Raw genomic sequence first — 15164 nt, 5'->3', positions numbered from 1 at the left:
TCTTATTCGTTACAAAAAGGAGTGTTATGTACCATTTCCAAGACGTCACATTAAGACGAGCCGTTCCGGAAGAAGCCAAAGCGCTCTATAAGCTCATCACTGAGGATGAACGCTGGGCGCAATTCAATGGTCCTTACTTCCCTTATCAAACACCGACATTAGAAGGCTTTCGTAACCACACCTTTCAACGCCTACTGAAAGGCGAGGACATGTTATTGATTGAGTTTGAAGGCAAACCCGTTGGCTCAGTGAGTTGGTATTGGGAATGTGAGAGCACTCGTTGGCTTGAAGCTGGCATCGTCATTTACGATTCGAACTATTGGGATAAAGGGTTGGGCTTTTGTGCGCTAGTGCCTTGGATTAGCCATATATTCGAATCCCAAGACATAGCACGAGTTGGTTTAACAACATGGTCTGGTAACCCAAGAATGATGCGTTGCGCAGAAAAGCTTGGCATGCAACAGGAAGCCCGGATTCGTAAAGTGCGTTACTACCAAGGCGAGTATTACGATTCCATCAAATACGGCGTATTAAGAGAAGAATGGCAAACGCTGATCCAACGGCTCTATAGCCAAGAACAATTGGCGTAAATCATCGTATTTAATGAAAAGGCTTGGCAACGCGCCAAGCCTTTTTCGTTGGGTTACTTGGATATAGGGTAAACCACTCTAAAACGCTCAAGCACCAATAAACGTTGATCGTGCCACTCGATGCCGAGCTCCTCACATTCCGCTTTAAAGAATTTAGTGTGCGCTTCTCGCCACCAAGCTATTGTGCGGTCGCCTTCCCCTTCAGCTTGGGCAAACTCTTCACTCACGTCCGAATATCGGCAGGTACTGACGTCTGTGATTTGAATAATACAAACAGGTTCGCCGTCCCAATTGGTCACAACTTGTAAGTGCCCCACTTGAGGCATCATCTCTCCGTGTTCGCTGTACCAGAGTTCCATACTGCAAGAAGCCGTTTTCTGGCCGATTCTCACCAGCTCAGCACAAGTATTGGCGTTGTACTTGTCAGCACAATAATAATCAGCGCTTACTGAGGGAATCGCTGCTTGCTCTTGTTCAGAGAGCGTCTCCATATAATGGGTAAGATAAGCTTGTGCTTTGGCGTCCATACTTCTGTTCCTTGGTTCTGCTTTTCCATCGCTTTACTAGCCGGAAAGAGTATCCATTCATGATCAAAAGAACAAGATACGAGCCCATCAGAACGCTTTATAAAACAAGCATTTTTCATCTGTTTTTTGCTAAACCTTGTCGGTATTTGCTATGGTTTCAGAGATTCATCCATTCTCGACGCAAAAGGACGTTCTATGCGCTTAATCATCGGCCTCTTCTTCGCTGCTCTGCTCTCTTTTCCAACTCTAGCATCAGAAGAAAAGTATTCAGAATCCGACCTTTTAGATAGACCATTAATGGAGCGTTATATCCTTGATGAGTTGAAATCGCTGCGTCAAGAACAACAAGATTTAGAGCGACGAATGATTGTTGAAATCACCGACCGTGAGTTAACGGTGGCTGATAAATCCTTGAACTACGCTAACGTGACGGTTACCTACTTCTTCTACATCATTGCGGGTGTCGCTTCACTCATTGCTTTTGTTGGTTGGCAATCTCTGCGCGAGTTTAAGCACAACACCAAAGAGATGGCAGACAAGCGATTAGAAAAGATCGCTCAGGAATATGAGAAAAAGTTCGTGGCGTTGGAGCGTGACTTGAAACGTAAAACCCGCATCATCAGCGAGAACAACAAAGAGATTGAGAAGATCAACGAAATCCATAACTTATGGCTTCGTGCACAAAGCTCACAAACTCCGGAACAACGCATCGATATCTACGATGAAATTTTGCTTGTTCGCCCTGGTGATTTAGAAGCGCTGACTTACAAAGCCGACGCTGCTATGGAGATCAAAGAGTACCACTGGGCACTGAGCTTATGTAACAGAGTTCTGGAAGTGGACGATACGAACGGCCCAGCCCTTTACCAACGCGCTTGTGCCTATTCTCGTTTAGGGATTGAAGAGCAAGCGATTGAAGACTTAGAGCGTGCGATTGATACCAGCCCTTCTATTCGCGATTTGTTAGCGGAAGAACAAGACCTTGAACTTCTTCACGGCAATGAGCGCTTTGATCAGCTCTTAGCAAGCAGCACGCCTGAGTCTCAAGCATGAGCAGCCACTTTAACCTCGAAGATGCCAGCCAAGTTTTGGTTGGCGCTTTTGCTCTCGCCGTCCCAATTTCGTTCTCGGAAGAAGCGTGGCGCTTGGGTGAAAGCTTGCCGATGTTGAATTTGCTGATGCTATTCAGCTTGTCGGTACTCTTCTTAGGTTTTTTCGCTTATCAAAGCGTATTTCAAAGCAACATAAAAACGCGCGTTGCCGTGTTCATCTTTCGTGTTGTGATTGCTTACTTCATTGCCGCTGTGGTGGTTGCTTTAGTACTTTTCTGCATCAACAAACTTCCTTTATTCACCGACCCACTTATCGCCCTCAAACGGGTGATTGTGATTACCATGCCCGCTTCAATGGGCGCGATTGTGGTGGATAGTTTCGATAAGGAATAACCAGCTCAGCCGTTGTTATGACTCTTGTTCGTCGAGAGTCAGATTCGAACCAGCATGATCTTTACCAAGCACATCTTCAGGGTTTCTTAATGCACAAGTTTCTAGTGAGAGACACCCGCAACCAATACAACCTCCCAAATCGTTTTGTAGCGCTTTGAGCTTTTGAATCTTTTGTTCTAACTGCTCATGCCAATGACTGGCCATGGTTTCCCATTGCTGCTTGTTTGGCGCTTGATGCTTGGGCAGTTCTTCTAATGCCACTTTGATCTCTTCTAACGACAATCCAACTTGCTGCGCTGCTTTGATCACAGCCACACGGCGAAGCACGCTGCGATGGTAGCGACGTTGATTACCTTGATTTCTCCAGCTTGAAATCAATCCCTTCTGCTCATAAAAGTGCAGCGCCGATACCTTCACTCCAGAGCGCTTTGCCACCTCGCCTACGCTGATTTCCATTTCTGACCTCTTGTTAAAAAAACGCTTTACCTCAAGTTTACTTGAGGTTCCAAAGTTACACCACGTTAACAAATTAAGCAGATAAAAACGATGAAAAATAAAACGCTGCCCTACTTGGCTGGGCGATTCTTCGATAGCATTTCTTCCGGATTATTCATGATGGCACTGCCATGGGTAATGTTGGCTGAACCGGGAATGGGAACCTTTGTTGCTTTGGTCTCACTCTCTTGTACTGCGGTTTCTTTCTTGGCTACGCCTTTCTTCTCCACTCTTATCGACCGCCATTCAAGAAAGCAATTACTCGTGCTCAATCAGTGGTTACAAGCTGGTATGGCATTTATCATCTTTGTCGCGTACTGGTTTGAGCTTGGCTCACATTGGTTGTTAGCGTTTGCACAATTGGTCTATTGGGTATCCAGTAACTTCGCATGGACAACCAACAATGCTTTCACCCAAGAGAACTACCAACGCCATGAATACGCCAAAATTTCCGGTCAGCAAGAAATCGTGATGCAATCGACCACATTGGGCGCAGGCGCGCTGGGTATCGTACTTTTAGAGATGTGGGGAATGAGGGAGTTTGCTTTGTTTGCTGCCTCCGCTTCTTCTATCGCCGCCCTTTTCTATATGGCCACGCCGTACGTGCAACAAATCAGAGACACTCACACTGTTGCCTTTATGTCGCAGTTAAAAGAGAGCAAGCAAATCTTTGCTAAAGAGCCGACCTTTTACGCTTTCATTTTGCTGTCCTGCCTGTCTTATCCCATTCTGACTTACCTTGGAAAATTGGTGCCTATTTGGTTCTCGGAACAAGGTATCTCGGGTGATTGGTACGCTGGGTTTAACATCAGCTTTGGCTTGGGTTCATTACTAACCGGACTTATCGTTACCAAGGTACTGAACCAGTTTGGTCACACCAGCATTATTGTCGTATCAATGAGCGTGCTAGTGATTGCTTTAATTGGCATGAGCTTATCCGCACATCCACTGACCATTCTGATGTTTACTGCACTCTTTGGCACATTTAACGCGTTAAATCGAATCGCAAGAATCAATTGGATGCACCACACTGTTTCTGTCCATCAACGAGGACGAGTCGATGGCGGAATCAGCATGTTCGCCACTACCGTGCAATCTTTAAGTTATGTTGTTATTGCGATGTTGAGCCACTATGGCTTGACCGAGTATGGCTTCATTCTGGCAGCTGGCACCATGGCGATGGCAGTCTGTGTGATGTGGTATTTGAATCATAAAATGAATGGTGATGGCCAACTTGCCACAAGCCAATAACAAAAAGCCTCGCTCAAATGCGCAATGTAGTTCACTTAAGCGGAGTTGCTTTGCGATTAACAGGATATCGGGTCTTTGATATTTTTACCGCCCTAGGCCGATTAGGCTTAGGGCGTTTGTCTATAAAGAGGATGGATAAATCTCCCCTGAGACTCTTTAAACGCTTAGGTGTATTGCCTGGCGATATCGCTTTACTCATCACCTTCAGTTGGCTCGCTATAAACTGACAAGCATATTTAAAGCTAATTTCATTCGGCATTCTTCCATGCTCAACCGCGGCCTGACTCGCTTCACGTCTTACTAAGTTATAACCAAGCAACAGCCCCCAGAGTTCTTGATAAACAAGGTCTACTGTTTTGCTGCGTAATACTAAGGTATTGTGTTGCATTGAGCTTTTGATATCACGATAACCCAATTCGATTTCCCAACGCTCGTGGTAGAGTTTGGCTACTGCCTTCGCGTCGTAGTTTGTTCTAGGAAGGGAGGTAAAAACGGTTTTCTGCTTACCTTGTACTTCGTAGGTCACCGCTCTGACTTGCCATTTCTCAGGTAAGCTAGGGTTCTTTTTGCGAGCTTGCGGAGAGACTTTCATTTCTATGAGCATGTCATTACTTTCTTCTTCATCTAGAAGTGTGTATTTCAGCCCCTTCCTTGCTGGTATCAACCAATGCCTATTGATACCGCTATTTTGAAGAGAGAGAAGTAAGTCTGCACCGTAAAACCCTTTATCCAGTAACGTCACAGAGTTATCTGGCAAGGAGTCGATGAAGGGCATAGCAAGCGGGATTTCACCACGCCGATAGGGGCTTATAGCGGCGTCAACGATGACATGAGAGCGGACATTCATGATAGTCACAACTCTTAGCACTGGATGCGGTGTCTGTCTGTTGCTGGAGGTATTACCCGAGCCAAAGTGCTCTCTAAGTTCGGGGGTATCTGCGGTTCGAAAAAGAGCACCGTCTACAGCAAAAACTTGTAATCCTTGCCACGTATCATCACGGTATCGTTCAAGACCCCACGTCCGCCCACATTGTTTAAACAACCACTCTGGTGCAGCTCTACCTAAACGTTGTCTTGCCTGAGTTAAAGCACTTTTTGCTAATAACTCTTCATCGGCTAAGCCATCCGCACAGACATTCATTCTTCGTGCAACTTCGGCAATAGGTTCATTACGGAAGAAGGCCATGCCGACAATTAACCACAAGACCATGTCACTTGGTAGCCGACGTCGGCGAATAGTCGCCTTATCAGAAAGACTAGCTGCCTTAACAACCCATTCATCTGGGATATGTTCAGAGAAAGTGGTGAGTTGAGCTACATCAACAGGATTTTCTTCGAGGAAATCGGCAAAACAGTTTTGGATAGACATAAAAAATCGGAAGCCTAGAAACAGGCTTCCGATTATCTCTCAGCAGAAGGATCGGTCAACCGATCCTTATCTGATCTACATTGCAGCAATCGCTGGGCTTTTTGCTTCCAAAGGGAGGAATTAGAATTCGTAGTATAGACGAACACGTGCACCAAAATCATCTTCTTCAGCAAAGGCAGTTGCATCCGATTGCTGCGTCAGCTTGTTGTCGACCATAGTGTAGTAAGTGCCTAGTAGGATTGAGAAATCCTGAACTTCTAGCATATCACGGAATGCGTAAGAAGCGTACCAAGTTGATACGTTTACGTCACCTTCCGCCCAAGAAGAAAACTCTTTGTTTTCGAATTCGTTCGTTGAGTAGATGTAGCCAAGACCTAGGTTATTCCACAATGCGTTCACACCTGCCGACATGTTGTTCTCGTCTACTGCATCTAGGTAAGAAACACTTGCGTTCACAGACCAATCACCGCTTGTCCAGTTACCTGTTAAGCCGTAACCCGTACGATCTGAGATGTCCACGCCATCGGCAACAATAGCGTCAGAAACTAGGTTAGTCTCCATCGATGCTGCGACTGTGAAATCACTCATTTGGTAAGCAACGACAGGGCGTAGTAGGAACGCATCTTTGCTTTCTGTGATTTCTTTACCGTGGTATGAACCACCAACGCCACCATCAAATAAGTTAGAACGGTCACCCAACATCGCACCAACTTCTACATATAGGTTGCCGAATGTTTGGTTGTACATGATCTGACCATCAGAACCACGACCGCGCGCTTCTTTCATTTGGTAAGAGTATGCCGCACCGTCTGCGTATAGGTCATTCGCCGTATCGCCTGAATACTCAAGGAATACGTCTAGGCCCACAGGGAACATATCATAAGCTTCGAAACGACCCGCTTTAATCGCCCAACCGTCTTTCTTACCAAATTCAAAGTACGCGTCATCCAGTGCGATGTTGCCTGTACTTTCAAAAAGAGGCTGTGCTTTGACACCCACATAGTGACCGTTGCTGGTGTACTTCTCACCCGCAAACTCGATAAGTACGCGACCGTCTTGGTTGAACTCGCTGTCGTCATTGGCGTTTGATTCACGATCTTCAAAGTTGAAGTTTAGCTCTACGTTACCGCCAACCGAGAAGTTACCTTCTTCGTTGTCAACGATGCTGATACCTGCGTTTGCAGTCATTGCTGTTGATACTAAAACAGCCGCTAGCGAAAGCTTAAAAGTGTTGTTCATGTGAACCCCTATATTTGTATTTTTTAATAGTTTGCCCGCCTTAAAGGAGGGCTTATGTGTAGCTATGGACAAAAAAGAACTGCTAATTAACTGGCCGATCATTAGCAGTGGACGGGGCTAATTCTTGATCAACAAAAACAGCAAAACAACATTGCTAAACCGTTTTTGCTAGTCGAGATCACGATTTTAGACCTTTATTTATTTACCTTTAATTACAGCAAACTTAAATGTAAATTACCACCTTCTAAAGAAGGTGGCTTTGTGTGAGCCCCCTAAAAGGGGGCCTTTGTTTAATCCAACGCCAACTGGTGCTGCTCTACTCGCTCTTGCTTCTCTTGATGTCTTACATATCGGCGTATGATTTCTTCATTGATTCCAACACTATCGACAAAATAGCCTCTTTGCCAAAAGTGATTACCCCAAAGCCTGTTCTTCCTAAGATGAGGGAACTTACTAAATAGCTTTAAGGCTATTTTGCCTTTCAATACCCCCATCAACTTGGATATCGATAGCTTTGGTGGAATCTTTACTACTAAATGCACGTGGTCAACTTGTATGTTTAACTCTACTACTTCACATCCAAGTTGATTACAGTAAACATAAATACATCGATAAACTTCTTTACCTATATTGTTCTTCAAGATCCTAAATCGATACTTTGGAGTCCACACTATATGGTATTGACATCGCCAAAATACGTGGGAAGCTTGATTGTATCTACTCATGTTATTTGTCCTCTTTGACTTCTGGAAAAATCAAAGACGCATTTAGCATGAGTAGTTTTACAGGCAAAGCCGAAACGGATGATAACCACCTACTGAAGTAGGTGGTTTAGGGCTGAAAATAAAAATTTATAATTATAGGATTTTAAAGCAATTTTTTGAGTGAAATTGATGGAAATCAAATTCATTCATATGAGCATTGTGACATGACAGATATCACAGAATTTATGAATCAATTTCATTGCTAAATAGCAGGCACAAAAAAGGCCACCAAGTTGGTGGCCAAAAACCAATCCGAAACTGCTAGCAGTAAGAGATCGGGGACAAGTAATGCAGTGTTGCTTGAGCCTGTTTGAGCTCGATGTTGCACAGATCATCAATAAAGATCCGCGAGGTGAAAACCGTCTTACCGCTGTCGGCAAAAATCTCGATGGCAGAGTTATCCACGAAGATACGAATGCGCTGTGCTTGTTCAAGTCGCTTGGCATAACGAACGGTACCAAAAGCCTCAGCATGCAAATGAGAAACATGAGTTCGATCTAGGGTGAACTCATGTTGATCGCCACTAAATACCATTCGCTCACCTTTCTGGTTGGACAGAACCAAAGAGAAAGCGCAATCAACATGAAGATCGACCTCAAATGCTTGAGAATCCAACGAATGTGAACCGTCGACTTCAACAGAGTCTTTACGTAACGCTTCCAATTCTTGTAATGGGCTTTGAATGAGGTAATCCCCTTCAATGGTCAAGACACGAGGTAGCGTCAGCATATGCGCCCAGCGGTTCTTATCGGTTGGGTATTCACTCTTCGAGTTACCCAACCAACCAATCAGAATACGTCGCTGCTGATCATCGAGATAGGTCTGAGGAGCGTAGAAATCAAAGCCTTTATCCAACTCTCGGTAACCCTGGTTAGGAAAGACTTTGTTTTCGAAATCAATGCGCTCGCCCACCATGTACACCACAGAGAAAACGTTCTTCAGGTCATATTTACTCTCTGAGCTTACGCCTTGAGGAGAGAAGATAAACACGCCGTTTTCATCTTGTTCGTAATAGTTAGGGCATTCCCACATATAACCGAAGTCACCCAGACCCACATCAATATTGCCTTGATAGTGGTAATCATCGATATCGGAACCGTGATAATAAGCAAGCTTGCCTTTTTCATCATGCCCTTGAGCACCTATCAGCATGTGGTAACCGTCATCGCGAGTGACCAATACTGGATCACGGAATTCTTGCGTGTACGCATCGGAATTAAACTCAACCACGACACCTTTTTTCTCGATCTTGCCTTGTTTATCCATCACCGCGAGTGCTTGTGTTGGCAAGCCTTTCCCCTCTTCATTCAGAAGGTTGGCGGTGTAGAACAAGTACAATTCGTCATTATGAGGAACCCCCACCCCCGTATAACAACCGTGATGGTCGTAATCTTGGTCTGGATACATCGCAATGCCGCGATCGTTAAAGTTAACGAAATCTTTGGTCGATACGTGATACCAATGCTTCAAACCGTGCACGGGTCCTAGTGGAAACCACTGATAGAAAATATGATGCTCGCCATTAAAGTAGCTCAGACCATTTGGGTCATTCACTAAGCCATGATGCGGGGCAATGTGGTAGCTCGGATAAAACGGGTCTGTTTTCGTTTTATGCTTAATGTCTGCCAAATATTCCGCGCTCACCTCATCGATTCTCACAAATCGATTTTGGCGATTAGAAAAATCCATAACGACTCCAAAAAGAGAAAGCACTCCCGCTAAGTAACGGGAGTGAAAAGAATTACTTTGGTTCTTTGTAGAACAGTTTTGTTAGAGCGAACGCCGACACTGCGCCCACCAGCATGACAAGCATGTACATGCCTAGACCACCGCCGAGGTACAACAACATACCTGGTAGCATGGTTGCGCCTGTACCCGCAGAGCCGATGCCTGCAATAGCGCCAAGACAGCCACCAATCGCACCACCGACACAGCCGTATAGGAAAGGCTTAACGCGAGGAAGCGTAATCGCAAACATGGCAGGCTCTGTGATACCAAATAGTGCAGGAAGTGCGGCGCCAAACATGCCAGAGCGTTTTACTTTGTCTGTTTGCATGGTCATGACCGCCATCGCAGCACCAAACTGACCAGCAATCGCCGCTGTACCAAGTGGGTTGATGTAGTCGAAGCCTGTGTCTGTCACCATCGCAATCGTGATTGGAACGATGGTGTGGTGCATGCCAGTCACGGCCATAAATTGAATAGCACCACCGTAAATCAAACCGCCGATACCGTAAGGAATTTGCAAGAAGTACAGCACCGCTTCAGTAATCAGTTTCTCAATACCAAGCAGAAGTGGGCCTACGAACACCAAGCCAGCAATTAGAGACACCAACAGGGTAATGAAAGGTGTGAGGATTAAGTCCAACACTTCTGGAATGTGTTTGCGCGAAGTGCGCTCTACCATCGCCGCGAACCAACCCATAAATACCGCAGGAAGAATCGAGCTTTGCAGACCGGTAACTGCGATATCAAAGCCCATAAACGGAATGATCATGGCTTCAGCGTTGCCAAAGGCTACATCCCACTTACTGGCTAATTGCGGTGCAACTAGCATCAGGCCGAGCACAATGCCGAGAACCGGATTACCACCAAACACGCGCATCGCTGACCAAGTCACCAAAACTGGGATAAAGATAAATGCAGTGTCGGTCAGAACTTGCGAAAGCGTGTTTAACTGTGGCGATAGCTCCATGCCAAAACCGTTGACGAGCAAACCACGTAAGCCCATCAAAAGACCCGTAGCAACCAATGCTGGAATAATGGCAACAAAGATATCAGAGAAAGTGCGCGTTACCGCTTGAAAGGTGCTGACTTTGTCTTTCTTCTCTTCAGTTTGTGGCGCTTCTTCAATCGCTTCATTGCCTTTCATAATGGCAAATACTTTACCCACAAAACCGGTACCCAAGATCACTTGGTGCTGTCCGTTTTGGAAGAAGTAACCGTGTACCCCTTCTGTCGCGCTGAGTCCTTCCGCGTCTACTAGTCCATCGTCCTTGGCCACAACACGCAGTCGTGTTGCACAGTGATTAAGTTGTGCGATGTTGCCCTCACCACCTAGCAAGGACATCACTTTACTCGCTACAACTTTCGCATCTCGCGCCATAATTTTTGTCTCCAAAGAGTGCAAAGAAATAACAACCTGTATTCAACTTGTATTTATGGTAATACAGGTTAGATACAGGTTGTATTTTTCATTCTCGTTTTTTGTCACACGTCACACTTGTTATTGATTCAAAATGCATGGAGTTGCTTAGTTATTAAACCTATAAATAAAAAAATAGCCCACATCGGTGGGCTATTTTTCAATTCGTTCAATATTCGTTTAATTCAAGGTCTTTAAACTCGTGCAGTGATTTCAAAATCGTACAAACTCGACTTGTAGTAAACGATAGAATACTCGTATATCCCTTGTTCTTCATAGAAGTTCTGAGATTGGTTGATCAAGATAGGATCCAGCTTATCGACCACCAACAGTTTCTGTGCAGCATCATCCGGTAAGGCAGGAATCAATTTCTGCTGCGTTTTCACCATCTCAATGCCATGACGACTTAAGTATTCGAACTTTGAGCCTTCAAGATCTTGCTGAGTTAAGTTAGGCAAAAGAACACGAGGAATATAGAACTCCTCATAAGAGACAACCTGATCATTAATCAGACGTAAACGACGAGCAAAGTTAACTGGCTCACCTTGAGCTATATTGAGTTTTTCAGCCACTAACTCGTCTGCAGGAACCACTTCAAACGCATCAACAATGTTCTTAGCTTCTAACCCTGAACCTGCCGCTTCTTGTGCAAAGCCAGACATGGACAAGAAATCATGACGCAATTTGTTGGATTTGACGAACGTCCCTTTGCCTTTTTCTGAGAAGGTGTAGCCCAAATCATTAAGCTGTTGAAGCGCTTTACGAACCGTCACTCGACTGACTTTGAGTAACTCCACCAGTTGATTTTCCGATGGAAGCTTACTGCCTGCAGGGTAAATACCTTTATCAATTTCGCGCTTTAATTCATCCGCGACTTGAATGTACAGCGGCTGCAAACTTTTTTGATCAAATAACTCAGTCATAATTCCGTGAAAACTAAGGGGTTACAACTCATCTTACTCAAGCTGAGGGTAATTACCAACTATTGTTAAAAGGCGTAAGAATTGGATAAGCTAGCTTCTAGCTCAAACGAAACAACAGGAAACCGCAGTGAATTTAAGACAATTGGAAGTCTTTTACGCCATCATGCAAACCGGAACCGTTTCTGGTGCCGCGCGCCTATTGCATGTATCGCAGCCTAATGTCACTCGGGTACTTGCCCATACGGAACAACAACTTAGCTTTGCCCTGTTTGAGCGCGTCAAAGGCCGCTTAGTACCGACCCAAGAAGCCAAAGCCCTATTGCCAGAAGCCGAGAAAGTCTACCAACAGCTTGGGCAATTTCGTTCCCTCACCAATAAGGTGAAACAAGGCACTCAGCACTTAAGAGTCGGAGCTCCGCCTGTCTTGGCTTCCCAACTGCTTGCCCCAACGGTTGCTACACTGTCGAAGCAACAAGGCATCTCATTTGAACTTTTAACCGCAAACCGTGATGAGCTGTGTTCAGGCTTACTTAAGCACGAATTGGATGTAGCGATTGCCTTTGGTGAAGAAGCGCCACCCGCGATTTTGAGTGAAGTGTTACTCAAGCAACAACTTGTTCTGATTGCGCCAAAAGAAGCGCTCAGTTCAACTGAGGACTCGGTATCGTTTGATGATTTGATTCAGCACGAATTGCCAATCATCGGCTTGGACAGTCGAGACCCACTCGGTTTGTTGCTACATCAAACACTCTCTGCGCGTGATGAACATTATCACCATGCGATCACAGTACGCAGTTACGCCGCTGCCGCCGAGCTAGTCAAGCATCATGCGGGTTTTGCGATTGTCGACCCATGGACAGCAAAACAGTATCAAGATGACGAATCAGTAAGCGTGCGCTCACTTTCTCCGGCGCTGTCATTTTCTATCTCTATCTTGTTTGCAGAACACTCGCCGCAATCCATATCGACCAAGCTTTTTATTGAGTCGCTAAAGCAACATGTTAATCATTAAGTTAGCACTCATGCCCACCTATAACTTCAAGTTATAGGCGTACAACAAATAGGCATTCGGCTTCCCTCTTCAAACTGACTACATTGTCTGAAAACGTACGAATGACAGAGGGAACCATCATGCAAATTGCTCAACCTTACCTACTTTTTCTTGGCGACGTCACCGATCCATTAGCCGCAAAAACTGCACGCGGTATCCATCAATGGCGACCGGAGATTTGCTTAGGTCAGCTTCGTCTTACGTCAGAAACCGTTTCATTAGGTTTAACCGACATGACGCTGCAACAGGCTCAGCAGCAAGGCGCAAAAACGCTCGTCATCGGTACAGCAAACCCTGGCGGTGTTATTCCTGAATCATGGCAGGCGACGTTACTAGAAGCGGCGGAAATGGGGTTTGAAATTGCCTCAGGTATGCATCAACGTCTTTCTGAATTCGCACCTTTGAATGACTTACAGCAACGTGGCCTAACCAAGTTGCACGATGTACGCCATTACGATGAACCGCTGAACGTGGGCAATGGTAAAGCGCGCTCGGGTAAACGCTTACTAACGGTTGGCACCGACTGCTCGGTTGGAAAAATGTTCTCAGCTCTAGCAATTGAAAAAGCCTTACAGCAATCGGGTTGTAAAGCTGAGTTCAAAGCCACAGGTCAAACCGGCATCTTAGTCACGGGCAGTGGTATTTCGATTGATGCGGTCGTCGCGGACTTTATCTCTGGTGCGGTGGAAGCCATTAGCCCAGAGTTTACTGACCACGAATGGGACATCATTGAAGGGCAAGGTTCACTATTCAATCCATCTTTTGCTGGCGTGAGTTTAGGCTTGCTTCACGGCGCACAAGCAGACGCTTTGGTATTGTGTCACGAGATCGGTCGCCCGCACATTCGCAACCTTCCTCATGCTAAGTTGCCAACGATTGAACAAACCATCGAAGCGAATTTACAAGCGGCACGTTTAACAAACTCTGACACACGTCTTGTCGGAATCTGCTTGAATACTTCTGCAATCAGTGAAGATGATGCCGCACAGCTTTGCCAAGACTGGACTGAGAAATACCAAGTACCAGTGACCGATCCTGTGCGTTTTGGCGTAGAGCAAATTGCTCAACAGATTATTGCGATTTAAGTTGCGATTTAAGGATTGTAGACGCGATGAAAATTCATGTAGAGCCCGTCACCATTGCGATGGCGACGCCTTTCCGTATCTCCCGTGGCAGTCGAACAGAATGTCACGTGGTGCGAGTAACCATAGAGCAGAACGGCATCAGTGCCCAAGGTGAATGTACGCCTTATCCCCGTTACGGCGAGTCGGTGGAATCGGTGATCAAAGCCATTTCTCAAGCCGCCCATGAACTACAAGATTTGTTTACCAAAGGCGATGCGAACATAGCCTCCCTTAGAGAAAAGCTGCAAACCCTTCTCCCTGGCGGTGCGGCACGTAATGCACTCGACTGTGCGATGTGGAACTTACAAGCTAAGCTAGCGGGCAAGCAACACACTCAAGATTTATTTGAACTACCAGCATCGATTGTCACTGCGATGACCGTGTCGATTAACACGCCAGATGCAATGGCAAACCAGACCCGCAACTACATCGAGCAAGGCGCAAAACTGCTTAAAGTGAAGCTCGATGGCGAACAAGTGATTGAACGTGTTCGCGCAGTTCGTGAAGCGGCAGGCGATGCGATGATCGTGCTGGATGCAAACGAAGCATGGCAAGAGCTGGATTTAGACGCCACCTTTGCCGCGCTTGCGCCATTAAATATCGCAATGATTGAGCAGCCTTTGCCATCGAATGACGATGACAAGCTAAAAGACATTTCGCACCCAATTCCACTTTGTGCCGATGAAAGTTGCCATACACGCCAACAATTGCATGAATTGGTAGGCAAATACGAAATGGTCAACATCAAGCTCGATAAGACAGGTGGTCTAACCGAAGCCTTATTGCTTGCAGAAGAAGCGAAACGCCTTGGCTTTTCCTTGATGTCTGGTTGCATGCTAGGCACTTCATTGGCGATGCGATCAGCGCTACCCATTGCTGTTCAATCGAAAGTGGTCGACTTAGATGGTCCGGTTTTACTGGGTCAGGATGTTGAGCCTGCTTTAGTATATCGAGAAGGTGAAATCGTCCTGTAAAGGGTCAGTGATCACCCCATCACCCATTTCATGACCTAGATTAAAAAACAATCACCGTCAGCATGAAATAAGTCACATAAATTACGGGGTTATTACGGCATGCTAATACCGTAGTAACCTCTAATGCGCTTTTTCAGCAAGGTGGTGGTTGTATGTATAGAGTCATCCGAAAAATGACATGGAAGACGAAAAGGCGGTAAACCCGCCCTACTCCAATGCAGTTCGTGCCTGATATCAGGTTTGCTTTGGAACCGTTGATTGGCCGCT

General features: G+C 45.7%; 15 protein-coding genes. 7 read left to right on the top strand and 8 right to left on the bottom strand.

The annotated features are described in order from the left end of the window. Nucleotides 1-26: 26 nt before the first annotated feature. Nucleotides 27-590, top strand: a complete 564-nt coding sequence (locus tag KJB05_RS20130) for a GNAT family protein (RefSeq protein ID WP_208445976.1) — start codon at nucleotides 27-29, stop codon at nucleotides 588-590. A gap of 53 nt (nucleotides 591-643) precedes the next feature. On the opposite strand, the gene KJB05_RS20125 is transcribed toward KJB05_RS20130, so the two are convergent. Further along, a complete protein-coding gene (locus KJB05_RS20125) occupies nucleotides 644-1117 on the bottom strand; it encodes an ASCH domain-containing protein (RefSeq protein WP_208445977.1) in 474 nt (157 codons plus the stop codon). A 195-nt stretch (nucleotides 1118-1312) separates the two neighbouring features. Here KJB05_RS20125 and KJB05_RS20120 point away from each other — a divergent pair, with 195 nt between their 5' ends. After that, the gene (locus KJB05_RS20120) at nucleotides 1313-2170 is read left to right on the top strand and encodes a hypothetical protein (RefSeq protein WP_199481993.1); all 858 of its coding nucleotides are present in this window, start codon (nucleotides 1313-1315) and stop codon (nucleotides 2168-2170) included. Then, a complete protein-coding gene (locus tag KJB05_RS20115; protein WP_005441475.1) occupies nucleotides 2167-2562 on the top strand; it encodes a DUF2391 family protein in 396 nt (131 codons plus the stop codon). Before KJB05_RS20120 ends, KJB05_RS20115 begins: the two co-directional genes overlap by 4 nt. A gap of 15 nt (nucleotides 2563-2577) precedes the next feature. Here KJB05_RS20115 and soxR read toward each other — a convergent pair whose 3' ends face one another. Next, a complete protein-coding gene (gene soxR, locus KJB05_RS20110) occupies nucleotides 2578-3018 on the bottom strand; it encodes a redox-sensitive transcriptional activator SoxR (RefSeq protein ID WP_005441477.1) in 441 nt (146 codons plus the stop codon). 90 nt (nucleotides 3019-3108) lie between these two features. On the opposite strand from soxR, the gene KJB05_RS20105 reads away from it, so the two are divergent. Further along, nucleotides 3109-4308, top strand: coding sequence for an MFS transporter (locus KJB05_RS20105; protein WP_171369949.1), 1200 nt, complete (start codon nucleotides 3109-3111; stop codon nucleotides 4306-4308). Between the two features lie 31 nt (nucleotides 4309-4339). Here KJB05_RS20105 and KJB05_RS20100 read toward each other — a convergent pair whose 3' ends face one another. From KJB05_RS20100 to KJB05_RS20075, 6 genes are all read right to left on the bottom strand, one after another. Continuing rightward, complete coding sequence (locus tag KJB05_RS20100; RefSeq protein ID WP_213053074.1) at nucleotides 4340-5677, bottom strand: IS4 family transposase; 1338 nt, start codon at nucleotides 5675-5677, stop codon at nucleotides 4340-4342. A gap of 120 nt (nucleotides 5678-5797) precedes the next feature. Then, nucleotides 5798-6916, bottom strand: a complete 1119-nt coding sequence (locus tag KJB05_RS20095; protein WP_208446525.1) for a carbohydrate porin — start codon at nucleotides 6914-6916, stop codon at nucleotides 5798-5800. A gap of 290 nt (nucleotides 6917-7206) precedes the next feature. After that, the gene (tnpA, locus tag KJB05_RS20090) at nucleotides 7207-7641 is read right to left on the bottom strand and encodes an IS200/IS605 family transposase (RefSeq protein WP_033007908.1); all 435 of its coding nucleotides are present in this window, start codon (nucleotides 7639-7641) and stop codon (nucleotides 7207-7209) included. Between the two features lie 300 nt (nucleotides 7642-7941). Further along, nucleotides 7942-9369 (bottom strand): sucrose-6-phosphate hydrolase, encoded by a 1428-nt coding sequence (locus tag KJB05_RS20085; RefSeq protein WP_208445738.1) that lies wholly within the window; start codon nucleotides 9367-9369, stop codon nucleotides 7942-7944. Nucleotides 9370-9421: 52 nt separating this feature from the next. Continuing rightward, a complete protein-coding gene (locus KJB05_RS20080; RefSeq protein WP_038894400.1) occupies nucleotides 9422-10786 on the bottom strand; it encodes a PTS transporter subunit EIIC in 1365 nt (454 codons plus the stop codon). A gap of 233 nt (nucleotides 10787-11019) precedes the next feature. Continuing rightward, nucleotides 11020-11748: a GntR family transcriptional regulator gene (locus tag KJB05_RS20075; RefSeq protein WP_045415928.1), complete on the bottom strand. Its 729-nt coding sequence runs from the start codon at nucleotides 11746-11748 to the stop codon at nucleotides 11020-11022. 127 nt (nucleotides 11749-11875) lie between these two features. On the opposite strand from KJB05_RS20075, the gene KJB05_RS20070 reads away from it, so the two are divergent. From KJB05_RS20070 to dgcA, 3 genes are all read left to right on the top strand, one after another. Further along, entirely contained in the window at nucleotides 11876-12760 is an 885-nt protein-coding gene (locus KJB05_RS20070) for a LysR family transcriptional regulator (protein ID WP_208445739.1), read from the top strand. A 119-nt stretch (nucleotides 12761-12879) separates the two neighbouring features. Beyond that, the gene (gene dgcN / locus KJB05_RS20065) at nucleotides 12880-13884 is read left to right on the top strand and encodes an N-acetyltransferase DgcN (protein ID WP_208445740.1); all 1005 of its coding nucleotides are present in this window, start codon (nucleotides 12880-12882) and stop codon (nucleotides 13882-13884) included. A gap of 26 nt (nucleotides 13885-13910) precedes the next feature. Beyond that, nucleotides 13911-14897 (top strand): N-acetyl-D-Glu racemase DgcA, encoded by a 987-nt coding sequence (gene dgcA / locus KJB05_RS20060; RefSeq protein WP_208445741.1) that lies wholly within the window; start codon nucleotides 13911-13913, stop codon nucleotides 14895-14897. The last annotated feature ends 267 nt before the right edge of the window (nucleotides 14898-15164 follow it).

Origin of the sequence: Vibrio sp. B1ASS3 (assembly GCF_905175355.1) — a bacterium.
GTDB lineage: Bacteria > Pseudomonadota > Gammaproteobacteria > Enterobacterales > Vibrionaceae > Vibrio > Vibrio owensii.
Note: the sequence above shows the minus strand (reverse complement) of the source record. Positions and strands in the feature narration are given on the sequence as shown.